Raw genomic sequence first — 26,207 nt, 5'->3', positions numbered from 1 at the left:
TACTTTTTTGTTGTAAGTCGTAAAGCTAACGAATACTTACTACTGTAAGTATAAAATTATCTTAATGTTTAATGTCATTTCTATGATATAACTCAATTTTTTAAATCGAAATCATATTCTTTACTATTTAAGATTGAAATGAATTGTACCTCCCGTGAACTTTTGCGCTAAAATATTAATAGCAGTTTCTTTTAATTGCAAAACTCTTGGATACCCTCCGGTAGTTTGACAATCTCTCATTAAAATAATGAGTTTTCCTGAGGGTGTCAATTGTACAGTTCCTGGTAATACTGAGGATGTAATAATGGGTTCTAAATCATTCCCTAAAGATTCTTCTAATTGATAAGCCATTCTATTATTTTTTTTAGAAATAGTAAAACTTGTTGCAAATAGTGAATCTTGTTGCACTTTTGAAAGCTTTTGAAATTCTGGTCCTTTAAAAACTTCAATATGCTTAGTTGTAAAATGTCTGTCTCTTACTTTAATCACGGCATGCTTCATAGTAAAGTCTTTCAATGGTGCATTCACTAACAATTCATTGTTTTTAGATAACCTGGATTGTTTTGTCACACCTTGATACATACTATAGCTATTCATAACGTTTTCGGTCTTAAAACCACCTAAAACAGCCAAATAAGACCTAAACCCAGAAATAAGTTTACCAAAAGATACGATATCACCACTTTTTACCTGAACAGGTTTATTTAATTTTATAGGGATTTCATTTAATTCAGGTGATATATCTGCTCCAGAAATGCAAATACTGGTATCACAGTTAAATTCAAGAGTTGGTCCAGTCATTGTCATTTCTATAACTGCAGCATCCTCATTATTTCCCAACAGCACATTAGCCATAGATCCCGAATAGGCATCCATCACTCCTGAATACGGCACGCCGTAGTCCTGATACCCATGACGGCCTGAATCTTGAATGGTAGAATATAAACCTGTTTTTAAAACCTTAATCATCAATCACCTCACTTTCTAATTGATAAACACCGGCGTCCACCAGTGTTTTAATATCATTATACTCTTTAAGCGATACCCGTTTAAAAATAATTTTGTCCCCGGCATTTGCAAAACAAGGTATGTTACTTTTGGGGTTAAAAAGTTCTATAGGTGAATTACCTATAACGTTCCACCCACCTGGACTATCACTAGGGTAAATCCCTGTTTGTTCACCTCCTATGGCCACAGCTCCTTTAGCCATCTTAAGTCTGGGTGTTGATTTTCGAGGCGTATGAAGTTTTTTATTTAATCCACCCAGATACATAAACCCTGGTAAGAAACCGATAAAATAAACCGTATAAATTGTTTTGGAATGGAGCTCTATAATGAATTCTTTAGATAGGTCTTTCTCAAGAGCCATCTCGTCCAGATCTATAGCAAAAATATCATCATAACACACGGGTATTTCCCATTGCTTAGATGTAAATTTGGTATTTTGTTTTTTTTCACTATATAACTTTTGAAGCTCACTTATAGTATTTTCAAAAGAAACAAAAAAATCATCATAGACAATTAATAATGAATTATATGCGGACTTTAGTTCAACTATACCTTTAATATTGTTATTTTTGATTTTCTCTTTAAACAATACAACATCAGAAAGGATATTTTCATCAATAATCGCAGGCCATTGAATTAAAACAGACCGTTCACTAAAGGGTATATATGTGAGTTTATAAGTCACCTTATTTGAATACCATGACTTTTTAAACGAATTCCTAAATTCTTTATCAAATTTACAGCATTTGGATTATCTCCATGAATACAAAATGTTTGAGCTTTTATTTCAATATAGCTACCTGTAATTGTTTTTACCTTTTGTTTTGAAATCATATTAAAAATATGGGCAAACAAATCATCTTCATTGTGTATAGATGCAGATGCTTCCTTTCTTGAAACAAGTGTTAAATCATCATTGTAATTCCTATCTGCAAAGGCTTCATTAATAATTGGAATATTTTGAGATATGGCTTTCTTTTCAATAACCGACCCAAAGGGTACATAAAGCTTGACTGGCAACACCATCGCTTTCATGACTTCTATAATAACATCGGCTACCTTTTCATCAACCGCAGCCAAATTATACAAAGCGCCATGCGGTTTTATATGATGTAAATTTCTATGTTCTTCACGAAGAACATGTATTAAATCATCAACCTGTCCTTTAATACTTTTAAATAAAGCAGCACAAGACATTTCCATGTTCATGCGACCAAAATTCACTTTATCCGGAAATGACGGATGTGCACCAATTTTAACGCGATGCTCTTTAGCTAACTTAATGACGTTGCGCATCGTATCTATATCACCTGCATGTCCACCACATGCAATATTGCAAGAGGAAATATACGGCATGAGTTGTGACTCATTACCAATCCCCTCGCCTACATCTACATTAATATCAATGGCATTTGGTATCACTAAAAAATATTTAACTGAAAAACTTTGTTAAGTGTTGCTACAGATAGCAAGATACTAATTCCTAGAATTATAAACCCGAAGATATTCTGTTTTATATTATTTTTATATATCCCTAAAATGGATGGTTTATTCATAATCCAAATTAAAAAGCCCGCAATGATAGGTAATAGAATACCATTAGCCACTTGAGCAAATTTAATAATATCGATAGGCTTTATAGCTAAAGACGAAAACAAAACGCCTAGCAATAAAATGAACATCCATACACCTCTAAACTTTTTAGATTTTAAATTAGAATTCCAACCTAAACAACCGCTCGCTACATAGGCTGCAGCTAAAGGTGCAGTGATCGCACTGGTAATACCCGCAGCAAATAGCCCCATAGCCAAAAAGTATTTGGCAAAACTTCCAAATAGAGGTTCTAATCCTTTTGCTAAATCTGATGCACTATTTATATCCTGAGACTGAATGGCTGCTGCCGAAATAATAATACACATAGACACCAAGCCTCCTAACACAATGGCAATAACAGTATCTTTTCGCGCATATTTTAAATCACTCGTTTTATGCCACTTTTCTTTAACTAAGGATGCATGTAAAAACAAATTATATGGCACTACTGTTGTTCCAATTAATCCAATAACGGTTAATATACTATCGCCTGAAAACTTTGGAATGAAAAGGCCTTTGAAAATTTGTGATATATCAGGTTTCGTTATAATCGCTGTGATTAAAAATGCCAAACTCATTAATATCACCAACCCAACCAACACCTTTTCCAGCAGCTTATAATTTCCTATATACAGCAAAACAAAGGCTATTACCCCAATAACGATACTTAAAGTATTCATAGAAAATCCACCAATTTCTATATTCGGATTTCCAAAAATTGTTTGTAAACCTAAAACGCCACCGCTAATATTACCCGCTTCGTAAGCCGCATTACCAATCACAATAGCAGATAGAATTAATACAATGGTCAGCCCTTTTAAAATAGGGTTCTTGATTTCTGTTCGTATAATTTCTGATAAACCTTTCTGAGAGATAATCCCCAAACGCGCAGACATTTCTTGAAGCACTACAGTAGCTATTATGGACAATAGCATGGCCCATAGTAATGAATAGCCAAAACCGACACCTGCTAGTGTACAGACCGTTACAGTTCCCGGCCCAATAAATGCGGCAGCTACTAACGGACCTGGACCTATATTTTTAAAAATGTTTTTCAAAGGACTCAAAAATAACAAATCTTATCTATTGTGCCCATTATTTTATTTGAGTTAGTAAAACGTCAACTGCTTTTTTAAGTTGCGTATCTTCTTTTTTAGACTTATCATCCGGGTTATTGAATACTAAAACATCTGGTACTGCAGGTCCCAACTCCATATTGGACTGAGATTCTTTTACGTACCAACCTCTAAAAGGCATTCTGACTCTAGAACCATCAATTAGAGATGCGCTTCCGGTAGAAATAACAGCTCCAAACGTAGGTACACCAACTAAAGTTCCTATGTTTAATGCTTTATAAGCATGTGAAAATATTTCGGCATTAGAATAACTTGATTGATTACATAATGCTATCGATGGTTTTGTCCAAGACGCTAAAGGCAAACGCTCACTAAAAGGATAGTGATTCTTAAACTTTTTATGTTCCTTTTCTAAGTCTTTTGCCGCGCCTCTAGGCACCGTATATGCATGTTGTTTTACATTGAGTACTGCCATTAAATAATCGGTTGTCCAGCCACCGCCATTAAAACGTACATCTATTACAACCCCCTCTTTTCCATGTCCTGCTGCTGTAAGCTCTCGCTCAAAACGCTCAAAACTTGACCAGTTCATACCCTGTATATGAATGTACCCTAACTTTCCATTAGAATACTTATTAGTTAACTGCTTGCGCTCTTTTACCCAAGCATTATAATTTTCAACTCGGTTGCTGCTTTTTGGTCTAATAACTATTTCTTTAATAGCATCACTTCTATTGACTTCTAAATAAATTTTTTCGTCCGAAGTACCTTCTAACAAACTATAAATATTTAGGTTTTTAGTAAGTTTAGTACCATTAACAGCCGTAATAATATCACCAACATAAAGCTTACTTACACTTCTATCTCCTGGCATGTTATTTACTACTGATAATACTTTAAGGCTTCCGTTTTTATCTGGAAATAATTCTAAGCCTAACAAGCCTGTTCTTTCTCTTTGCAAGTGGTCTCTTTGTTCTCCACTTCTAAAGCCCATATGACTAGCATTTACTTGCCCTAACATCCAATTGAACATGTTTTGAAAATCGCTACGAGTGGAGGCCTTCATTGCTAAAGGTTTGTACACTTTCTTAAGGTTTTCCCAGCTTTTTCCATGAAAATTAGGGTCGTAGAATCCATCATTAATAGCTTTCCATGCTTCTTCAAATATTTGATTGGATTCTAAATTGTAATCAATATCTAACTTAGCAGATATAGGGAGGTTTTCTGATTTATCACTCGATAAATTTATACTATTAAGGCTTCCAGGTCCTTTCGTCATAAACAACTTAGAATATTTTTTATCTAGAATTATATTAGACGGCCTGCTATTTTTTGTTGTTATTGCCTTTTTATCTTTCCCTTCCCATGAAATTTTGAATAAATCAGATTCTACACTAGCATCTCCTCTATTACCATTTCCTGTTGTATAATAAATAGTTTTCCCGTCTTTTGAAAATGCTGCACCAAACTCACCTCCTACAAATGATGTTACCTGAACCTGACGTTCATGAATATCTTGAAAATCGATAACAACATCTTCTACAATATCTTTCTCCTTTTCTTTGTCATCTTTATCCTTTTTGTCTTTTTTCTTTGAAGAATCATCCGGGTCTTCATCCCAATCACGCTTCGTTTTTTCCCAATCTTTCTTATTCAACCAAGTAAACCAAATATCAAAATCACTATTATTTCTATTAGATGAAAACATGAGTTTTTTTCCATCCGAGCTCCAAATGGCGCCTCTATCTTGTTTGGGATGCATAGAAATATTAACTGGTTTTCTACTATTATCTGCTTTATGGATATATATTTCGGCATTAAAATCTAAATCTTGTAAGCTATATGCTAACCATTTTGAATCTGGAGACCAAGACACATTACTAGCATTATTCCAACCGTCTAATAACATTGTTTCTTTTGACAATTTTCCATTGGTATCAATATTTGCTACAACTAATTTCCCTCTACCTCTATTAAAAACAAGTGATTTTCCATTGGGTGATAGTACTGGATTAGACTCCTGTTCATTAGTTTTCGACAGTCTTACTACTTTATGTTTCAATGTTTTGAATAAATCACCCTCTTTATCGTCATCAGATTTCGCTAAATATAAATCGTTTTGCCCATCTCTATCCGATACAAAAACGAGTGTGCTATCACTTAACCATACGGGCATTCGATCTCTATAAGACGACTTAGAAACATTAACTGTTCTAGATTTTTCTTTTTTATTTTCTCTTATAAAAATTTCGCCCCGAATTACTAAAGCGCTATAATCGCCATTAGGAGACAAGGCTATATCTCTAATATTATTACTATACGTTTTATGCTCTATGGGATCCAACCTATAATCTGAAGCAATATTTATTTTAACTTCCTGTTGTTTTTTTGAAATAGCATTTACTAAATACACTTTATCACCTTTAATCATAACCAAATCTTTGCCATTCCTACTTATGTGAAATGAAAAGATTCCCATATCTTTAAATGACGTTATTGAAGTGATGTTACCTTGCTTTTCTCCTGCACTATTAATATCTAGTTTATGTACATTGTACCTTCCACTTCTGGCTGATTGAAAATAAATAGTTGTATCATCACCCCATTGCGGATAAAAATCTTGTCCTTCAAAAGTTGTTAACTGAATATAAGTATCTTTTTCAATATTATAGATCCAAATATCATTATTTGCTGCCCCCTTATAATCTTCACGTTGAATCCTGCAACTCCCTTTAACAAAGGCAATAAACTTTCCGTTAGGCGATAAGGTCGCATGAAGCCCAAACGCATTCATATATCTATAGGGTGTTCCTCCTTTTTCGTTAACAATATGCGTTTCATTTTCCCATTCTACCTGAGCAAAATCTCTACGTGTTGAAAAAAGGATGTCCCCATTCTTAGTATAATCTGTAATATTATCACTTGTTGAATGATAGGTTATTCGCTTTGGGGCTCCCCCCGTTGATGCTATAACATATATATCATTATTACCATATCTATTGCTTGTGAATGCTATTGATTTTCCATCAAAACTCCAAATTGGATTCGTATCATTTGCCTCATGAATAGTGAGTCGCTTTGTGTTTTGTCCGTCTCTATCTGAAGTCCAAATATCCCCTTGATAATTAAAGGCTATAGACTGTCCGTTTGGACTTATTGAAGGAAAATTGATTAAGGGACTTTGAGCAAAAATGTTATTAGTAAAAAGAAAACCAAATACTAATACAAACTTTAAAAATAACTTCATTTTGATGATTAATTAGTTAAAACACATCAAATCTAAAATATTTATATTTTATAAGCTTATTATTAGGTATTCTTTAACAAATAAAGGAATTTCAAAGGAGCTTCTGAGTCAAAACCTTGGAGAATTCATTTTATTATTACCACTCCATTTTCTATTCTGTAACAGAATTTAACGCGTAAATAGCAAAACTACCTAACCAATGCCCTCCCTCATAGCTATCGTCTACAATACCTGATAACGAATAATTAATATGATGATTTGCCATGTCCTTAAGGTGTGCATATTCGGGTAATCCTTCCGCAATCTTATTTAAACTCCAGGCACGTGAAAAATTAACGCCATCTAAATGTACTAGTTTTCCATCTTTCCTATCAGATACTTTTCCAGTTTCTAATACAAAGTTTTCCTTACTTAACTGTGGCAAAAATAAGTTTATCCATACTTTAAATTCAGACGGAACTAACACCCGTTTCATTAAAGCAGCTTCTTCTAAACAAGGTGATAAAAAATCGAAGCCGCCAGGCTCCCAGATTATTGGACAACCTACATCTTTTAAATAAAATTCTTTAGCACGCTGTTCTATTAAAGTTTTTAATGTACTATTATTTAATGTGTTAGCATAATCCCATGCAAAACTGAGCCCGAAAGCTGTATTTGGATGCTCTCCTACGCGGATTGGATAATTTAGTTTAGGAAGAAACTCTATATATTTACTAACAATTAAATCGGTTAAAGGCTGAAGATTAGCTTCTAATTCTCTTGCTATTGGCGCATCCCAACCATGTATTTCTTCTGCCAGTTTTAGTAACCAGGCCCATCCATAGGTACGTTCATAAGATTTATTATGCTTACCAAAAAAATAAGCCACTTCTATTCCTATATTTTCTTTTGATATATTATGAAGTAATTTTTGCCTAATGGTTTCTGCTTTATCCATTTCGGGAAAGGATTTTAGCAAACTTACTAAACTCCAATGCCCATGAACTGCAGAGTGCCAATCAAAACAACCATAAAAAGCAGGGTGCAATACGCTGGGTGATTTTAAATCGGCATCACCTCCTAATGTTTGAGATAATTTGTTTGGATACTCAGTATTCATACAATGCAAAGGCAATTCTGCTAAAGTATTGGCACCTTTTAAATTGAGTTTTGGAACCTCTAGAACTTTTGTATTATCGGAAAGTGAAGCAGTACTTAAAACAGGTTTATTTTTTTGTTTTTCTTCTTTTGAAGTATTACAGCTAAATAAAATAGCTACTAACAATAGTGTGATATATTTTTGCATGCCATAAATTTAGAAAATGAATTCTTAGAATCGGGTAACAATTGATATATTTTTAAGTATTGTAGATTATCTAAGGCATTTAGATTTTAAATAAACGAGTCGACATGCGATATTTTACACTCTCAAATGGTTTTAACTTGAATACAGAGTAGAAACTGCTTTTTTGGTTTCATATTAAGCAGAAAGCCCCTTCTGAAATATTTTAACCTTTATTAAAGCAGTTTCTACTCTGTATTCTAGTGCAACTATACTCAAAGAGCCTTAACTCTAAACAAATATTTGTTTGACTTGTAGATTTTTATTTTTTGTTAGTAAACCTTAATTATTTAAAATACGTTTTAAACCTCTATTTAGATTTTTTTCCAAAAAATCATATTTATTATCACTTAAAAAAAGAGTCTTTATTTCTTTAAATAACGTATTTATGTCATCATTAGTATAACCATGATCTTTAATCAATAATTGGATTCTTTTGATACTTTGATAGTCATTATCTTTCTTAAATTCATTTTGGATTTTTTCAAAATTACTCGTTCGCATTTTTGATTTGATATAGTTTATTTCAAATTTTGATTCAGAAAAATCGGTATTAGCACAATAAATTAATGTATAAATTTTTAGTTCTTCGCTCGTCCAGTTAGTCTTGATTTCCCTCATTATTTTTTTATAATTTCCTAAGCATTATGACTTAAATACAATAAAAAACAAAAACGGGTAGTATGTAAGCAAAGTTATACAAAAATATTTTATCCAACAATTCTTACGATCAAATTCCTATGCGGAAAAACCACATTAATTAACCATTAACTTCTTCAACTCTTTCTAAATTAGTAATTATTTGATGTTTTTTTATAATTGATTGGGCTCTTTGATAAATGACCTGCTGCAACACGAAATATAGCAACAGGAACAACAGTCCAGTTAAATAAATTTAGAAAGAGGTTAATCTTTTGCTATTAAAGAGAGTTCTATGCGGCACCTAAGTACCTTAAGGAGAGTTTAAAGATAAACAAAAAAACACAATTAACCGTTATTCAGGTTAATTGTTTATAATTCTTCGAATACCTATTTCAAGACAAAATGAAAGCAAACTAGGCTTCGTATATTTATTTCTGGATTATGAAAGATTCTTGTGTTTGTTGGAATTTGTTTTGTTATTTCCAAAAAGGCACATATAAGGAGAACTTTTCTGTTTTTTGTTTTCTTACTCTTACCTCCACTAGTTTTGAAAACTAGCAGGTAGCAGGTATTTTTTATGTCACTACTAATATTCATTTTTATAACTGGAAAAGTTATTATATAAAATAAAAGGTTTAGAGTATCTAAACCTCTAAACCTTTTTAATTTATAAATTGATTTTCGTAACCAGTTAGTATGTATCTATTTCTCTTCTCTTTTAATAAGGAGATGGTCCAGTACATCCATAAAAACCCCAATAATACCTAAACACCTTAGGATGTATACTACAGCACCAAGAACCTGGTGCTGCCATAGCTGCCAATGTTGCACAAATACAAGCGGCATTGTTATTACATCCTGCTAAAACAGCCAATAAAGCTATAGAACAACAACCCTCTGTGGCTACAGGCCATTTCCATGAAAGCATAACAGATACGCCACCAGGCTTATAACCAATCAGTTCTATGGGAAAAGAATACACACCATCTTCTCCTATTTTATTAATATCTACACGATGCTCATAACTACTAAGGCCATCTCGAAATTTAGCAACTTCTTCTTTAGCAATTCTAGCAGTAATAACTAATGGAATCACATCGTTAAACTCGCCCGAAAATATGGTATCCTTTAAAAGAGTCAACCCTTTTAAAGTCACATTTCCTTCTATGAGTTCTCCTTCTTTTGAAACCTCAGCCTTGCTGAGTTCAATAGCAGCAGCTCCTTCGGGCATGGGCCATGTGGGATCTACTATTTTAACTTCTGGTTCTGGGCTAGGAACGCTAGCAGCTTCCTTAGGTTTTTGATTGCATGCAGCTAACATGACCGCAATCATAATAAACAACATTAAGTTTTTCATAATTATTAGTTTAAGTTTGTTAAATTGGACCGCCTACAACACGAAACTCAGCAACAGGAATAGCTGTGCCAGTTAAATATATTTAGTGAGAGAGGTCTTTTGCTATTAAATAAAATTCAATACGGCATCTAAGTGCCTAAAGGAGAGCCTTAAAGATAATTAAAAAAAGTTAATTAACTGTTATTCAGATTAATAGTTTATGATTATTTGAATATCTGTTTCTAGGCTAAATGGAAACAAACTAAGCTATATTTATTTATTTTTAGGATAGAACAAATTCAATTATTAAATAGATTCCTAATTATTATTTTTAGAAATTCCGAGTTTTTTTGCCATTTGTTCTAGACTAAACTTTTCGGAACCTGATTTATCTCTATAATACTTTAATTTTTTATAAAGTCTTTGATAGTTTACTTCTTCGTTATTATCAAGAAAATTCATTTCAATAGAAGGAAGCATATCAGTATTATTTGAATAAAGGTACATAAAGGATGTATTTTCTTCGTTACGAATAAGAGCAAAAGCAATATCCTTTTTAGTTTCATTTACATAATTTTTAGTTGGACAGAAGAAAATTTTACATTCTCGAGTATCGTGGTCTAATTCATTTACTAGCCTTTGAACAGTATCTCGTAGATTTATAGAATAAGCACTGTTAATATTTTTTGATGCTAATTCATCAATGATAAAGAATCTTTCAATATTTACTAATCTTTTTGCTGCTTCAACATTTGACTTCAAAAAACTCTTTTTGTATTCTTTTTGTAAACCGGGATATCCGTCCAATAATTTTTTGTCGTCTTCATCGAATTGCCAAATATCTATTGTTGTTACAGTCCTATAAACATCTCCTTTACCTAAAATATCCAATACACTTCTAAAAATATACATAAAATACATACGGTGGTCTAAACAAAACTGTGGGTATATTCCATTAGACATAAGGTTATATTTATTTAGCTCAACTTTTATTCTATAAGCAATATATCTCAATTTATAAAAGTCAGATTCCTTATCAAGCCCTTCAATCAATTTATCAATTTTTTTTGCTTCTTTTTCGATATCCTTTTTTACAATAGCTAATGGAATTTTTTTAGCAATTCTTTTTTTATTATAATAGGATATAAAGGGAAGTATAAAAAATAAAATCACGACTGTAACTAAAATTACGACCCCATAACTTAATTCAAATGTGTTTTTCAATAAGAAACCAATTGAGAGTATGCCTGCTGATAAAGGAATTATAACTTTAGCTATTTCTAAAGTATCATTGTTGAAATATTTGGTTAGAAAATTCAATTAGTCTATTTTGATTTTGTAACTACTTATATTGTTTTTAAACTTATTATTTTAATTAATACAACTAAAAAATAAAATAGGGTGGCAGTATAAGAACATAAATTTCTTTCGTATTGCTTAGGATTGTTTTTTAAACTTATCAAAATTCATTATTTCTTCTTAGTTCCTTGTACTATTATACTTCCAATTAATTGGATTGGAAACAAAATTAGTCACAATGGGATTATTATGAAGGTGATTTATTTTTTGTTGTATTACTTTATCTCATAAAAAATTCCTGCCTTACTGAAACAAGTTCAGCACATGTCGTAGGAATTAGTCACCCCAACCACCCTTCACGATCCAAACTCCTATACTGAATGGCCTCACTAATATGAGTTCCATTAACTGCTTCAACACCTTCTAAATCCGCAATCGTTCTAGAAACTTTTAAAATCCTATCATAAGCACGAGCAGAAAGATTTAATCGCTCCATAGCGGTTTTTAATAATTGTTTAGAAGCGTCATCCAACAAACAATAATTCCTAATTTGTTTCGTATTCATTTGTGCATTATAATGCACTACATCCGATTCCTTAAAACGATTGGTTTGAATGGCTCTAGCTTTGGTAACCCGTTTTCTAATATCTACAGAAGTTTCTCCTTTTCTATCCTCAGAAAGCTTTTCAAAAGGTACAGGAGTCACTTCAATATGAATATCAATTCTATCTAATAAAGGCCCTGAAATTTTACTTAAATACCGTTGCATCTCTGCTGGACTAGATGTAACTGGAGCATTAGGGTCGTTAAAATAACCTCCTGGGCTTGGGTTCATACTCGCTACTAACATAAACGACGATGGATAAGTCACCGTAAATTTGGCTCTTGAAATAGTCACTTCTCTATCTTCCAAGGGTTGACGTAGCACTTCTAGAACGCCACGTTTAAATTCGGGTAACTCGTCTAAAAACAATACCCCATTATGAGATAAAGAGATCTCTCCCGGTTGTGGAAATGCACCTCCTCCAACAAGTGCAACGTCACTAATAGTATGATGTGGACTCCTAAACGGACGTTGCGCCATCAATCCTGTATCTTTTACCCGACCAACCACAGAATGTATCTTGGTTGTTTCCAAAGCTTCATACAAGGTCATAGGTGGTAAGATACTTGGCAGGCGTTTTGCTAACATGGTTTTACCTGCTCCCGGAGGGCCAATTAAAATAATATTATGACCACCAGCCGCCGCAATTTCCATACAACGCTTAATACCTTCTTGCCCTTTTACATCGGAAAAATCAAATTCCGGAAACTCTAAATTTTTATAAAACTCTTCTCGGGTATTGATAATGGTTTGCTCAAGTGGTTCGCCTTTATCAAAAAAATTGATGACTTGCTTGATATTATCAACACCATAAACTTCCAACCCATCAACAATAGCAGCTTCTTTAGCATTTTGACTAGGTAAAATAAAACCTTTATAATTCTCTTCTCTTGCCTTCACTGCAATGGGCAAAGCTCCTTTTATGGGTTGTAAACTTCCATCAAGGGAGAGTTCTCCCATAATCAAATACTTCCCTAGCGTTTCAGCTTGAATTTGCTTGGAGGCTGCAAGGATGCCAATAGCTAAAGTAAGATCGTATGCACTCCCCTCCTTTCGCAAGTCGGCAGGAGCCATATTAATTGTTATTTTCTTTCCGGGGATTTTATAGCCGTTATTCTGTAATGCGGCGGCTATACGGTAATTACTCTCTTTTATTGCGTTATCTGGTAATCCAACTAAATGGTAACCAATCCCTGAATCTACGTTTACTTCAACGGTTATTGTTGTCGCTTCTACACCGAAAACGGCACTTCCAAAAACTTTTTTAAGCATATAATTTGTTTATCGCTTAAATGTAAGAAAAGTATTTCTTATTGTAAACAAATTAAACTTACATTATAATAAACCTACAACCATCCCTTAATAGAATATACCTAGTGCTTTTGTTTCCTTCATAAACCTTCCCTCTAGTGCCGAGGAGGTTACTATGATTTACACCACATTACTTGATTAGGTAGTCATATCTGCTAATGACATTAATCTACGAATAGAAACCGTATGACGTGCTCTATTTAAAATATTCCCAATAAATATCGATACGTTTAATATCCATTTAAGTAAGCCATAATTTTTACTTTCATTATATTCTAAATGATAAGTACTAGGTAAACAGTAATAAATTTCTGATTTAAAAGCTTTAACTGGAGGTATCTCAGTTTTTACGCTTGTAGTTTCATATGGGTTTTCAATATCATAATCGGTAAATAAATGGTCCCTAAACAAAATAGGTGTATTATTAAGTTCTGGTAATAGTTTACTCACAACTTCAGTTTCTGGAGGCGTCTTAGTTCTTGCATAGGTTGATGTAACTACCGAGTTATTTACAGATAAATCAAGTTTGGTAAAGTTTTCAATAAACCTTTTTGTTTCCTTGGATGGAGATTTATAATCTTGCTCATACCTTACTTCCATGTTATTATTATCAATAGTAAATATAAATGTAGATTTCGCTATACCACTATTAAAAATGGCCCAATACATATTTGTACTATATCCTTCAGGAGTTAGGATATTAGTTCTTCTGTCATAATGTTTTGGGCTACATTTATCAAATATCTGAACATTTTTTCCATTGTTAGAAATAATAACTTTAGTTGTGCTTTTTGAGTCTTCATTATTATTAACCCAAATACCATCAATAGTACTTTTAATAGTTAATATACAATTGGCATCTTCCATTTGGTGAGTTTTTGAGGTTGATTGACTTTGATTTATTAATACTGTATTTTAAATTAAGTTTTCATTTTGAAATATTGATATAAAGATATTTTGAAAGTTAGGTTTACTCAAGAGTGAAAAGCCTAAAAATCACAAGGGGATTATTCCGAAATATGACAAGTGTTTTATTTTATTTAATGGGTGTTTTTCCCCAGTTACCACTAATTTTTAAAACTAGTGGCCGTATGAGTAATCAAAAGAAATAAAATTAAAAGAGGAGATCTTTTTGTTTTACCTGCTACCCCATTCTATGCTTGAAAACATAAGACCCCGAAAATATTTCGGGGCCTTAATTAACACCTAGCATGATAAAGCTACAACCATCCTATAATATATAGTACATACTAAGTATTCTTTAATTTCCTTCATACCTCCTACCACTAGTACCAGGAAGGTAACTTTGATTGACGCCACATTGCATAGCAATAGTCGTCATATCTGTTAATGATCTACTACTACGAATAGAAACATTATTACGTACTCTATCTTTAAAATGGTCCCAATAAATATCAATAAGATCGGTATCCATTTCGTTATTAAAGAGTGCTTTAAACTGATCTTTTGTGGTACTGGTATATCCAGTAAAATAATCGGAATACGCCAGTGGAAGAATAAATGTATAAGGGGTATCAACAGAGGCTGCTGTATAATTACGTGCATCTAATTCTTGCTTTATAGCACTAATCGTTTCTCCACTTTGTAACATACCTTCTGAAAATACTTTTACGAATAGTGCCAAGGGGTCTTGCCCCTGATTGGCAGATATTCTAGTATTAAAGGTTTTTACTGCCCAGATAAACGGATCTATTTCTGCAACATGCATGGAAGTCATGGTCATCATCATAGCCATGACGGTTTCATTATGCACAATAAATTTCCCTGGAAGGTCTTGAATTCTATAGACACTATATTGATTATTTAATCGTCTTCCACTACTACCTGTTGCTTCTCTAATTTCATCATGAAGCCACACATGACCATCATAACCAAATAACTGACGTAACCATCGCCGCCATTGTGAAGGCGCATTTCGTTCGACACGCATGTCTCCATTTCTGTTAAACCAATTAAAATGCTGTTGAAATTGACTATAATTATAATAAAAAGCAGCTACGTGTGCTATGGCTTCCATATACGCAAAACGTTTACTCGGTACAGCTTCGGTATAGAAATGAGACCCGTCATTACCATAGTGGTACCAGTGACCATCGACATTAAACGGTAGTGCCAGTGAGTTTGTTTGATCTTCGGCATGCATGAGCTCATGAAGAAAGGTTTCTTTTAGCCATTGTGCACCATGAATACCAATATAGTGTATTCCCATATCCATATAACCGCCCCAATTAGGTTCTTGTGCCAGGGTCCAATGCGATGCATGGGGCCAAACATGTCCAGTACCATCCGGTCTCGGATTATGAACAGTGGAAGGCACACTTGATGCTGTAAAAGCTGTTTGATCATTCCATAAATACACCGCAATTTTTCTATTATTGATCCGTAAAAGTTTTGCGGTATAATACTGTAATGAGGCATCTCCTCCATTACTAGGGGTTTTTAATAAAGCTCTTACAAAATCACGAAGTGACGTGGTATTCGCATTGGTCCAAAATGCTCCGGATTCAGTGCCATTGCTAACTTGCTGATTATCCACACCTAAATAGGTACTATTAGAAGGGTTATCGTAATAAAAGAATTCTATATTAGCTATAATAGTAGCTCTGTCTGTATTTTGTGAGTATACCTGATTGAAGCAAAATCCAACAAGTATGATATATGTTATTTTTATTAATGTGTTCATCTGTTTCATTTTTAGTTAGGCAGTTCATCAACATATAAGGTTTCAAAACTTGTGGTTTGTCTTCCCGATGTTTTTTGTTCATTTCCCCATAGCCTCCAAGTGACTTCGTAATCATATTCCTGACTTCCATTGGGTAACATAAATTCTACTTGCCCGGAAAGCACATCTTTTTTAGGGTTTAAACTAAATTGTTTCATTTGGTCATCCCCTCCTAAGTTGTAATAGATTTTTATATCTATAGCGCGTACTCTTTGTTCATCAAGTAAATCTTTATCGGCTTCTATCGTTATGACTCTTCTGGTCAAAGGAGGGCTCAAATTAATAGCACTTCTGTTCGTAGACTCCCAATCGGTTTCTATATTATTTCCACCAAAGAAACTCCATGCAATTTTATAATCGTAATCAAACCATTTCGACCTGTTATTGTCTCCTTTCCATCCATATAACATGGTGAATAGGTTACCGTCCTGATTAAAGTTTTTACGGGTAATACGCACTTCGTCATAGGTAAATGCTTCAGACTCATGTTTTTTACGTAATTGCACAGTTCCATAATTGATATACTTATCAAAATCATTGGCGTTTAACCCGTCTAACAAGGCTAATATTTCACGTTGTTTAAATACGGGGTCGTCCAGATTGGTTTCTATAAAACATTTAGGGCAACTAGTCATATTCACTTCTAAATCGCCACCAAATGGTGAAGGAATGGTTGTTGGATAGCTTTCTTTTAAACTAAATGTCTTTGTTCCGGAGATTTTTATCTTCTTTACTGTGTATGAAGCTACAATAGCAATGGAAGGCATGTTTGGTTCCTCTTCAAGGTTTGATGCATTATTGCTAGGGGTTGTGCCATTTACTGCCCGTTGAGAATCTCCAGGGGTTAATCCACCTGATTGCTCTGGCCTTAAATCACCATCTGTTGCATCTGTACTAGCCACATCACTGTCAGAGTCCGAATCTGAGTCTGTTTCATCAGTACTAGCAGCGCGTTCTCGTTCTTCACGAGCAACTCTTTCCCTTTCTGCATTTCGTCTTCTAACAGCATCTCGCTCTGTTCTGGCTTCGGTTCTAGAGGTGTTTAAAAGATTGGTTGCTCTTGTTAATAGGCTTTCATTACCTTGTGAGTTGGCTGCCGATGTTAATTGAGATATACTAGGCCCCTGAGAACTTCCAAAAGGTGTAAACAATAAATCTGTAGCTTTTTCAACGACTTTATCTATAGCAGCTTGCATACTAAAGTTATCTCCAATTTTTTCAATTTCTATAGATCCATTGTCTATCAGTTCTTTAACCAATACGTCAATTTCTGCATTTAACCATGGCGTTGCTAAGCCTGCTTTAAATTGCTGACTGTCATAAATTTGATCTGTATGAATTTTAATTTTCGCTTCTATAGGAGAATTGTATCCGGCAATGGTCATATTAAAATTGAAGGTCACTAAAGAATTTCCTGTTTTAAACGAATCCCAAAGCAGTGATGCAGAACGTTTATCTAATTGCATGTTTACTGCTACATAATTACCTTCCATCGTTGGAGCCGGTGCCATGGCTACAATTTCCTGTGCCTCAGGGTCCATTAATTTTGGAATAGACACCGTAACGGTGCCTTCTTTATAAATAACAGAACCAACAATTTTCCCTCTACTATTAATTTTTTTGAGCGCTTTTTCCGCTTCATCTAACTCTTCTTCAGTCACTCCAAATCCATAGACACAATGCAGGACACCGCCTCCTATACCTTCATTGGTATTATTCTCTTCATTGTGTACCCATTTAACAAATTTCATTTTTGGGGTACCATCATCGTTTTTAGCTAAACGTAATTTATTTGGCGTGTACCAGTAAGAATCTTTGTCTTTAACACCGGGAAATAGTTTTAAAGGACCTGCATCTACAGGCTTATCCAATACAATTTGCATGGTGAAATCTTGTTGTGCATTCACTGAAAAGCAATAAAAAAACACAAGAAGAAAAATACTTAAATATTTAGATAGTGTTTTCATAATTAGTCTACTTTTAATACATCTTTAAATTTGTCTAATACTTTGTCTTTTACACTGTCTAGTATTTCTTTTCCAGCTTCTTTAGCTTCTTTGAATACTTCAGATTCATTATCCTGAAATGCTTCAGGAATAGAAGCATAGATATAATTATCATTGATTTTTGTTTCCCATGGTAATGCTAATTTGCCTTCTCTTTTATGTGTGAAAATCAAGCGATAGGCATAACCTTGTGTGTCTTTATCTGTAAAGAATGTCTCGGCAACCAGTGGTGTTTGTTTTGAAACCGTTAGCGGAACATTAGTTTCTACTTCTTTTCCAAATTTGTAATAACGAATAGCAGCAGTAACTCTAACAATGTCACTATCTTTAAGTTCATCAATATCTCCCTCTAATTCTACAGTTCTTGGAAGTACAGGAGCTGCCAATGGCACCCCTTCCCAATCTCCAACTATCCATTCTGGATCTTCGGGATAAACATAACCACCACTTAAACTCCATTGCATCTTATATTCAAAAACGTCGGGGTTTTTATCTTCGCCACGAGCATAGGTAAGCGCTGCTCGTACGCCTTTTTCTTTTAAGTAGTCTCTGTCTATGGTAACCTGATCCTGAAAATCGTTTCCTTGATTTCTTCTCTTTCTAACATTAACAGTAACATAGTTAACTTCTGTACCAAACATGTCTTCTGCCTTAAGATCCAGAATGAGGTTAATATCTCTATGCTGAAAAAATTTATCGTTTAAGTTAACTGAAGAAATACATTTTGGATTATCACGAACCCCATCATACCAAGATCCTAAATTACCCGTAAGTGGAAAGTGCTTTGGTATCGCCACCCTGTATTTTAGATTATACACTTCACGCTGACGTTGAAATCTGGTTTCTGCTTTTGTTTGATTGTACACGTATCTCGATCCATATCTGGTGTTCGGTCTTGCTGCAGCTTCTTCATCTGATGGTGGTGTTGGTGGGGATGTGGCATCTCTATCTGTTAAAGCTTCTGTAAACACATTCATAAAATTTTCTACAATTTTATCTGCCGTTTCATCATCTGTTGTGTTTTTATCAATTTCAAAAATAACGGCCTTACTTTCTATAGCGCTTTTGTAAATACTATCTACCTCATTGTAAGTGTATCTATCGTCACTTCCACTTTTAGTATCTCTGTCGTTATGTGTATATCTTGAGGAAAAACTTTCAAAGCTTTTTTCAATTTTTTTCCAATCAATAACTATTTTTCCATCAACTGCAGGGAAAAGCACATCGTATTTAAAACTCAGTTCCAGAGACACATCGGTAATAGAACGATTTTTTTCGAAAGTGGCGGCTAATAATTGAGCAGCAGTCTTATCAAGTTTTGCTGCGACTGCTATTTTAGAACCTGGAAGTGGTGATGCATTTCCTGAAGCTACGACCTGAGCCATACCTTCATCTGTAAGTACAGAAGAAATAATTCTAAACGAATTCCCATCTTCTACTTTCACATCTGCAGCACCAAGTATTACTGGGTTTCTAACGCGTCTGTACTTGCTTCTGGGGTTTTCATTAAGTTTGGTGATTTTTTGCTTTAATTTAGTTTCTGCTTCTTTAAGCTGCTTATCACTTAAACCCCATTCCATTAAAAAATGCATGAGTGCACCTTGTGCGCCTCCAGCATCGGCACGTTCTTCTGTCGTATATTTCAAAAATAGAAATTCAGGGGTGCCATCTGGACGCTTTGATAAATGTAGATTTACGGGCAAATAAAGGTATTCGCTGGAAAAAGTTTGATCTCTGGTCTTAGCTTTTCCATATAATACAATGATTGTTCCATCATCTAAGGTGACATCAACTCTGTTTTGAGAGTCCAAAATAGCTTGTCCCTGCATGGTTTGCATGCTTAAAAAGCATATAAATATCCATCCCAAAAATACTCTGGAAGACCATTGTTTAAAGTGTTGTTTTATAGTTTTCATGATATTAAGGTGTTAATTATTATTACGTTTTTTTTATTAAACGCTGACTCGTAAAAGTTCCTCTGGCTTTTTCGTCAGCATTTTTTATAATGTTTATATCTTTAAGTTTTGACAGTTCTTGATATAACCTGTTAGGTGTTGTAGATTGTTTAAAAAACACGGACTCATCTGCATGAATCTCTATATCAAGATGTTTTTCTAAAATGATTTCTATAAAATCTGCACAATTAAAGGTTCTTACATTAAAGGATTGATTATTTTCAATAATGTCTTCTATAACTTCTTTTAAAATAGCATCCGCTTCCGGAGCAGATTTTAACTGAATAAGGCCGTCTACGGGATAATGTTCTTCATGTGGAATGCCTTTACTTAATAAAGATGTTATGGTAATAGGGTTTTCCCACGATGCTGCCGGAAGTTTATAATATTTTGCTACGGTGTCATCATCTACATTAAAAGCATTAAAATCATCTTTTTCTGGCCATAAATCATAGTATGTTAGGGTGCCATCTTTTATAATATTATAAACAGAAACAACATTATTATTTTCATCCAGTGTATCTTTTACGACCGTTTTATAATTATCAATAGCGATGCCTGCATGGCCACTTTTCCCATTTATTGTAGCATAAAAAATATAATAAACATCGGCATGTGTAGCGTATGATGAAAAAACAATACATATGGGTATTATTATATTTGATATAATCGTTTTCATATTAAAACCATTTTTGAAGTTGCCCTATTATTTTTGTTTCATTATTATACATCTGGCTTACCCCTGAATTACAGGTGTATGAATTGTATTTATAATGAAGTGTTATTGTTGTTTTTTTTAACTTATTAGGATTCTTTATAGCATCGCGAATGACAACGACATCACTTTTTTTAATATGGAATGAGAGTGCTGTTTTGCTATTTGAAAGTGTAGATAGAGTTCCTCTACTTTTAAGGGAGTGTTTTAAAATATAGCCTATTATAGTATGGCTAAACTCTACTTCCTGAGACTTAGGCTCCATAGTTATAGCTCCAGCAACTACAGCTTTGTCTCCATGTTTGTTTTTTACATACAGTCGCAATTCATTAAGTTGCTCCGTAGTAATCCCCCAAGTAACAAGGCAATGTAAAATAGCTCCACTTGGAGCAGCTTTTTCGTTTTCTTTATACTCTTGAAAAGAATATTCCGGTTTTCCTTTTTTTGTAGATAAGCGTAATTGATTTGGAACATAATAGTAGGTATTGCTTCCTCGCTCTTTAAATATATCTACTGAAACGCCATTAGATAGATTTACATGTTCTTTAGTATAATCACAAATGCGTTGTGAAACAGCTGTTTTACTTACTAACAACATCATAATTAAGTATGTAATATATTTGGTTTGTTTTTTCATTATTCATCTGGTATTTCGTCAATAAATATGAGTCCAAATCGGTCCGTTCCTGTTTTAGATAGGTTTGAAGCATCTTTACGTAACCATGTAATACTATAGTTCACTTCTTCACTTGTATTAGGTAGTGTGATTTTGAAGCTTTTACCTTTTAGATCGTCTGTGGGACGTATGGTAATTCTATCATATTTAACTTGATCGAAGAATGGATAATCTATTTGAACGGAAATAGCTCTAACTCCCTTTTCTTTAAGTAAATCTAAATTCCCGTCTAAGAGAATATCTCTCCGCTGAAAAGGCACAAATAGATTGATCATAGCGCTATTTTCAGATTCCCATTTAGATTCGTAACCACCGCCACCTTTAAACTTCCATAAGGTTCTGTATTCGTAAGTCAACCAATCGGTACGGATACTATCTCCCTGGTTTAAGTAACGCATAGACAGATGGCCTTCATAGTTTTTAAAAGTCTCTTTATTAATTATTAATTCTGAAAGTGTTTCATTACCATTGGCATGTTTTTTACGCATTGCTAAAGTGACACTGTTAAGCATGTCTTCAAATTCTTTTTCTAAATCACCATCTACACCTACAAAGACTTCGCGCTGCTGAAATGCAGGGTCCCAAATGGGAACGTCTCTAAAAAATCGCGTATCGCTACCATAGGTTTGGTATAAATCACCAATATTAAAAGTGATGAAATGGTGCCTGTTTACTGTTGATCTTCCATTAAAAACTAAATTTGATTTCCCCTCAGTTCGTAGCTCCTTCATTTGGAAAGACGCATTCACTCCAAAATTGAATGTATTCCCACTAGATAGCGCACCATCTTGCCCAATGATTGAGCTAAGCGCGTCCATAAGTCCTCCGCGATGTTCCTCTGGAACAATAGCTGGTTCTATGGGTTTAAACATAAGGTCTAACAATTTGTCATAAACCGTATTTAGTAATGCTTCCATGTCATCATCATCTCCATTGGTAACCAGTTTAATACTGTTATTTTTAAAAAGTTCATCCAGGCCTAATTCCACATCGGCACTTACAAAGTAGATGTTCCCTCCTGCTCCAAAACTTTTACTCTTTTTTATTTCAGACCAATCTATTTCCAACGTTGCATCATATGCTTCAGATAATCCGGAGAATGACAAATCAAATACTAATGATATGTCTGGTGTATCCATTTTAAAGCTTTCTAAAAGTAGTTTTGAGTTTAGTGGATTAACGTCAAAAGAAAGGGCTATGCTACTGTTTTCCATAACCGGTGCTTTACCAACAGAAAGCAAACGCTTTTCATGTTCATTGTTCTCTTTATCTAGTATGGACGAAACCAACGCATAGGAAGCACTATCAAATAAAATGGGACCATCAATAGAAACTTGGTCATTTTCTAAGAGTTCCTTAAGCATAATTTCTGCTTCGTCTACTTGTACCTGAGGCGTTTCATATAATACCAGAAAGTGCAAAATACCACCGCCTCCAGCTTCTATAACAGAGCTGGTAGCATTTTCGCCTGCTGATGGCTTTTCTGTAATATATCTCATAAATGAAAACTTCGGGTGTTGCTCTTCATCTAAAGCTAATCGTGCTTTGGTAGATAAATACCTGTAAGTTTGAGGGTTGTTATGTGTCGGGAAACACCACAAACCATTTACTTGAATGCCTTTGTCTATATAGATTTGCTGAGACATCAGTAGGCCAGACACCATGATGAATAGATATGTAAGTATGGATTTCATTATGATTGGGTTTTAATTCTCGAAATCGTCTTCGGTTGGCGTCATCAAAAAGAGGTAATCTTCTTTTAGCTGTTTAATCTCCTCTGCATATTTTCCATGCTTTCCATACCAAGTTACCTGATAGGCCAAAGGCTCTTCAGGGTCGTGATACAGCGCTATTTTTAATGTGTTTTCAGCATCAGATTCTCTTAAAATAATGGTACGTTGCGAGGTTGCTTTCCCATTGAGAATTACAAAAAACCTAACGGTAGCTGTACGGACTCCACTATCTTTAAATGCGGGCCTATCTGCATCAATATCAACTACTTTTTTCTTAAACGGAGGCACCAGAGCAACTAGCGACGCATTATCAACGCTCCAAACATCTTTAGCCTTTGGAATTTCAATTGGTACCGGTTCGCCCTTAACATTCCAACTAATCTTATATTCGTAATCCATCCATTCACTTCCGGTAATTCCAAGCCTAGGATATGCAACTTGCTTAAAATCTTTTCCTTCTTTAATATCGTTGGGTGTAAATAGTAAATCTGAAGTAGCTGCGTCATTTCCATCATTATAGGTTTTACGAAACGCAATCGAAACAGAGTTCAATATGTCATTAAATGCATCTGTATACCCGCCATCAATTTGAAAATGAACGGTTCTTTTCTGAAAATCGGAATCGGCAAGATTTACGACTCTAAAGTAACGGTCGTTATCTTTCATTAGATTGTAAATGCCTCCTATATTTCCCGAAGTATGTACCGGTACTTTTATCGTTGTTGATTTACTTAAATTGAGATAAAATTTATTTATTTTGATATCTTCTCTCTTTTTCCTTACGTACTGATTGTCTGTATAATACTCTGTATCGTCTTTACCTCCAAATACGCTTGCAAACCATCCTCTATCCTGTCTTCCTTTAATTTGACCTGCTTCTACTGCAACCTCTGTTTCCGGTTTCTTCGCCCAACCTGTTTGGGTATCGAACATGAGTTCTATTAGTTTTTCTGTAACGATATCTGTAATGCCTTGCATATCTTTAGTGTCAATTCCAAGTCCTTCAGATCTATCAAACACGTCGACATTAATAATCTGATCTTGAATCATTTGATCTGCTACTCTTCGCACTTCACTTTTTGTATATCCACTCTGAACATTACTTATCCTACTATAATGTTCATAAATGGTGCTTGCTTCTGCACTTATAGTCGCATTGTAACCTTTTACTACAGCCTCATAATAGCCATGGACAGATACAGAGACATCTGATGTAGCCCCTTGTAAAGACTCCCATAATAGTGTCGTTCCAGACGGTGTTAATTTTGCTGCGATGGCTGCTTTGGAATTTGGAAGTAATGGTGCAAATCCAGAGGTAAGAACGTTCGTAGTAAATGCTTGTTCGCCTTCTGTATTATTTAAGATAGATGAAACCACATCAAACTTTCCAATATCACTCTGTCCCTCCTTAGTGAATTGACGCATAGGAACGGGACCAACAATTCGGGCATTTTCACCTATTCTGGTTTTTAGTTTCGCTTCAATTTCGTCTATAATATCTTGAGGAAGCGAAAACTCTACTAAAGCATGAAATATGCCTCCACTAGCTTGTTCGCCTTCTCCAATGTATTTTATACATAAAAATTCATAGGTCCCATCTTCCTTTTGTGATAGTTTTACAAATCTGGTAAGATAATAATAGGCATTATCGTCTTCACTATCCTGTAAAAGTTGTATGCCGTCTATTTGCACGCGGCCCTCATCATATTTTACACCGGCAAACAACTGTGATGTAAATACTAGAAAGCCTATTGAATATATGATGGTTTTTGTTTTCATGATGTATTTTTTTTAGTATTGGGTATGTTATTTATTCTTCTGTGGGTTTTGTGGTAATGTCTAATATTTGATGCCATGAGTCTGCTATGACCCAGTCGTGACGATTAAAATTTCCATCTTTATAGATTTCTGAAATTCTATATTGATAAGGTTCTTTAAGTTTTACAGCATAAACAAACTGTATGCTTTTAGCATATTCATCTGGGTATTTTGCATTGAAAGTACTTGTATAAGTGACGTCGTTCCCTCCTACACCGACTGCTTTTATTTCTATACGTTTTGCAAATAAATCGCCACGTATGTTATTATTAAAATCATAGCAGTACACATCCAACGCCGCATAATCTGAAGGGATCTGAGAATTGATATCAATCTTTTTAATCAGGCTCGGCCATTTTTCAATATCAATGGTTATTGGTAGTGCATCAGATTTTACAATCACTTCCTGTAACTGGAGTATAGAATCTTGTTCGGTTGCAAAAGCTCTCATCGACTCAACAAAACCTTCATTACCTATTACCGTAAGTTCTTCCGATCTTAAATTTGTTAGCTTTGAGCTATAGCTATAGTTAACACTAAGAGTAGGTTGATTTCCCTGAAAACTTTCCGAAAACAATTGTGCATCATGGTTATTTAATCGCATAGTGAAATCGCGTTCTTTCCAATCGACGTTTTGCGATGCATTAGTACTGCTTTCAAAATAACCTCCTGAGACTGTATGTTTTAATGAATCTGTCATAGCTATATCGGCTGCATGCACTAAAATGGCTTTAATATTGCTTATTGGAATTGGTTTTAATGATTTGACATACAGTCCTTTTAAACGTAATGAGTCAGTAACCTGATCTAATTCTTGATTTGTAGGTTTGTTTTGTGTTACACTAAAACTTAAAAGACTTCTAAAACGTGTATTTCCTTGATCTCCATAAGCATGTGTGCCTGTGTAACGCATTTGAATAAACTTAAACTGAGGCTTTCCTTCACTGTTAGTAATAAGTTTCAAACCATAAGGCACATAATAAAATTGGTTTTTTTTAAGATAGTCCTGATACAAAACCATATCGTTTATAACTTGCTTTGAAGCCGCATCGGGCTGTGCATATACATTAAAGCCAAACACTAAAGACATCATGAATATGTGCTGTAAGTATGTCATGTTATTT

General features: G+C 34.2%; 19 protein-coding genes. All 19 read right to left on the bottom strand.

What is annotated here, in order from left to right; all coding sequences use genetic code 11:
- Window positions 1-123: 123 nt before the first annotated feature.
- Window positions 124-969: a 5-oxoprolinase subunit C family protein gene (locus Q4Q47_RS21480; RefSeq protein WP_303308783.1), complete on the bottom strand. Its 846-nt coding sequence runs from the start codon at window positions 967-969 to the stop codon at window positions 124-126.
- A complete protein-coding gene (gene pxpB / locus Q4Q47_RS21475; RefSeq protein ID WP_303308782.1) occupies window positions 962-1,693 on the bottom strand; it encodes a 5-oxoprolinase subunit PxpB in 732 nt (243 codons plus the stop codon). The genes Q4Q47_RS21480 and pxpB overlap by 8 nt, the downstream gene beginning before the upstream one ends.
- On the bottom strand, window positions 1,690-2,430 hold the full coding sequence (pxpA, locus tag Q4Q47_RS21470; RefSeq protein WP_303308781.1) for a 5-oxoprolinase subunit PxpA: 741 nt from the start codon (window positions 2,428-2,430) through the stop codon (window positions 1,690-1,692). Before pxpA ends, pxpB begins: the two co-directional genes overlap by 4 nt.
- Complete coding sequence (locus tag Q4Q47_RS21465; RefSeq protein WP_303308780.1) at window positions 2,430-3,659, bottom strand: Nramp family divalent metal transporter; 1,230 nt, start codon at window positions 3,657-3,659, stop codon at window positions 2,430-2,432. The genes pxpA and Q4Q47_RS21465 overlap by 1 nt, the downstream gene beginning before the upstream one ends.
- A gap of 37 nt (window positions 3,660-3,696) precedes the next feature.
- Window positions 3,697-6,924, bottom strand: a complete 3,228-nt coding sequence (locus tag Q4Q47_RS21460; RefSeq protein WP_303308779.1) for a S41 family peptidase — start codon at window positions 6,922-6,924, stop codon at window positions 3,697-3,699.
- A 151-nt stretch (window positions 6,925-7,075) separates the two neighbouring features.
- Entirely contained in the window at window positions 7,076-8,209 is a 1,134-nt protein-coding gene (locus Q4Q47_RS21455) for a DUF2891 domain-containing protein (protein ID WP_303308778.1), read from the bottom strand.
- A gap of 318 nt (window positions 8,210-8,527) precedes the next feature.
- Window positions 8,528-8,866 (bottom strand): hypothetical protein, encoded by a 339-nt coding sequence (locus Q4Q47_RS21450; RefSeq protein ID WP_303308777.1) that lies wholly within the window; start codon window positions 8,864-8,866, stop codon window positions 8,528-8,530.
- Between the two features lie 739 nt (window positions 8,867-9,605).
- Entirely contained in the window at window positions 9,606-10,244 is a 639-nt protein-coding gene (locus Q4Q47_RS21445; protein ID WP_303308776.1) for a putative periplasmic lipoprotein, read from the bottom strand.
- Window positions 10,245-10,541: 297 nt separating this feature from the next.
- The gene (locus tag Q4Q47_RS21440) at window positions 10,542-11,447 is read right to left on the bottom strand and encodes a hypothetical protein (RefSeq protein ID WP_303308775.1); all 906 of its coding nucleotides are present in this window, start codon (window positions 11,445-11,447) and stop codon (window positions 10,542-10,544) included.
- A 415-nt stretch (window positions 11,448-11,862) separates the two neighbouring features.
- Complete coding sequence (locus Q4Q47_RS21435; RefSeq protein WP_303308774.1) at window positions 11,863-13,398, bottom strand: YifB family Mg chelatase-like AAA ATPase; 1,536 nt, start codon at window positions 13,396-13,398, stop codon at window positions 11,863-11,865.
- Between the two features lie 177 nt (window positions 13,399-13,575).
- On the bottom strand, window positions 13,576-14,304 hold the full coding sequence (locus tag Q4Q47_RS21430) for a hypothetical protein (protein WP_303308773.1): 729 nt from the start codon (window positions 14,302-14,304) through the stop codon (window positions 13,576-13,578).
- Between the two features lie 394 nt (window positions 14,305-14,698).
- Complete coding sequence (locus Q4Q47_RS21425) at window positions 14,699-16,141, bottom strand: hypothetical protein (protein ID WP_303308772.1); 1,443 nt, start codon at window positions 16,139-16,141, stop codon at window positions 14,699-14,701.
- An 11-nt stretch (window positions 16,142-16,152) separates the two neighbouring features.
- A complete protein-coding gene (locus Q4Q47_RS21420; RefSeq protein WP_303308771.1) occupies window positions 16,153-18,147 on the bottom strand; it encodes a hypothetical protein in 1,995 nt (664 codons plus the stop codon).
- A gap of 2 nt (window positions 18,148-18,149) precedes the next feature.
- A complete protein-coding gene (locus tag Q4Q47_RS21415) occupies window positions 18,150-20,102 on the bottom strand; it encodes a hypothetical protein (protein ID WP_303308770.1) in 1,953 nt (650 codons plus the stop codon).
- A gap of 22 nt (window positions 20,103-20,124) precedes the next feature.
- Window positions 20,125-20,820, bottom strand: a complete 696-nt coding sequence (locus tag Q4Q47_RS21410) for a hypothetical protein (RefSeq protein ID WP_303308769.1) — start codon at window positions 20,818-20,820, stop codon at window positions 20,125-20,127.
- A 1-nt stretch (window position 20,821) separates the two neighbouring features.
- Window positions 20,822-21,493, bottom strand: coding sequence for a hypothetical protein (locus tag Q4Q47_RS21405; protein WP_303308768.1), 672 nt, complete (start codon window positions 21,491-21,493; stop codon window positions 20,822-20,824).
- Window positions 21,493-23,226: a hypothetical protein gene (locus Q4Q47_RS21400; protein ID WP_303308767.1), complete on the bottom strand. Its 1,734-nt coding sequence runs from the start codon at window positions 23,224-23,226 to the stop codon at window positions 21,493-21,495. Before Q4Q47_RS21400 ends, Q4Q47_RS21405 begins: the two co-directional genes overlap by 1 nt.
- A 12-nt stretch (window positions 23,227-23,238) precedes the next feature.
- The gene (locus Q4Q47_RS21395; RefSeq protein WP_303308766.1) at window positions 23,239-25,044 is read right to left on the bottom strand and encodes a hypothetical protein; all 1,806 of its coding nucleotides are present in this window, start codon (window positions 25,042-25,044) and stop codon (window positions 23,239-23,241) included.
- 31 nt (window positions 25,045-25,075) lie between these two features.
- Window positions 25,076-26,200 carry a hypothetical protein gene (locus Q4Q47_RS21390; RefSeq protein WP_303308765.1) on the bottom strand — a complete coding sequence of 375 codons (1,125 nt, stop codon included), beginning with the start codon at window positions 26,198-26,200 and terminating at the stop codon, window positions 25,076-25,078.
- Between the last annotated feature and the right edge of the window lie 7 nt (window positions 26,201-26,207).

Source organism: Flavivirga spongiicola (assembly GCF_030540825.1).
GTDB lineage: Bacteria > Bacteroidota > Bacteroidia > Flavobacteriales > Flavobacteriaceae > Flavivirga > Flavivirga spongiicola.
Note: the sequence above shows the minus strand (reverse complement) of the source record. Positions and strands in the feature narration are given on the sequence as shown.

Coding starts and splice junctions, on each gene's coding strand:
- Q4Q47_RS21480 (WP_303308783.1), bottom strand. CDS start 969: ATGATTAAGGTTTTAAAAACAGGTTTATATTCTACCATTCAAGATTCA.
- Q4Q47_RS21460 (WP_303308779.1), bottom strand. CDS start 6,924: ATGAAGTTATTTTTAAAGTTTGTATTAGTATTTGGTTTTCTTTTTACT.
- Q4Q47_RS21455 (WP_303308778.1), bottom strand. CDS start 8,209: ATGCAAAAATATATCACACTATTGTTAGTAGCTATTTTATTTAGCTGT.
- Q4Q47_RS21450 (WP_303308777.1), bottom strand. CDS start 8,866: ATGAGGGAAATCAAGACTAACTGGACGAGCGAAGAACTAAAAATTTAT.
- Q4Q47_RS21445 (WP_303308776.1), bottom strand. CDS start 10,244: ATGAAAAACTTAATGTTGTTTATTATGATTGCGGTCATGTTAGCTGCA.
- Q4Q47_RS21435 (WP_303308774.1), bottom strand. CDS start 13,398: ATGCTTAAAAAAGTTTTTGGAAGTGCCGTTTTCGGTGTAGAAGCGACA.
- Q4Q47_RS21430 (WP_303308773.1), bottom strand. CDS start 14,304: ATGGAAGATGCCAATTGTATATTAACTATTAAAAGTACTATTGATGGT.
- Q4Q47_RS21425 (WP_303308772.1), bottom strand. CDS start 16,141: ATGAACACATTAATAAAAATAACATATATCATACTTGTTGGATTTTGC.
- Q4Q47_RS21420 (WP_303308771.1), bottom strand. CDS start 18,147: ATGAAAACACTATCTAAATATTTAAGTATTTTTCTTCTTGTGTTTTTT.
- Q4Q47_RS21415 (WP_303308770.1), bottom strand. CDS start 20,102: ATGAAAACTATAAAACAACACTTTAAACAATGGTCTTCCAGAGTATTT.
- Q4Q47_RS21410 (WP_303308769.1), bottom strand. CDS start 20,820: ATGAAAACGATTATATCAAATATAATAATACCCATATGTATTGTTTTT.
- Q4Q47_RS21405 (WP_303308768.1), bottom strand. CDS start 21,493: ATGAAAAAACAAACCAAATATATTACATACTTAATTATGATGTTGTTA.
- Q4Q47_RS21400 (WP_303308767.1), bottom strand. CDS start 23,226: ATGAAATCCATACTTACATATCTATTCATCATGGTGTCTGGCCTACTG.
- Q4Q47_RS21395 (WP_303308766.1), bottom strand. CDS start 25,044: ATGAAAACAAAAACCATCATATATTCAATAGGCTTTCTAGTATTTACA.
- Q4Q47_RS21390 (WP_303308765.1), bottom strand. CDS start 26,200: ATGACATACTTACAGCACATATTCATGATGTCTTTAGTGTTTGGCTTT.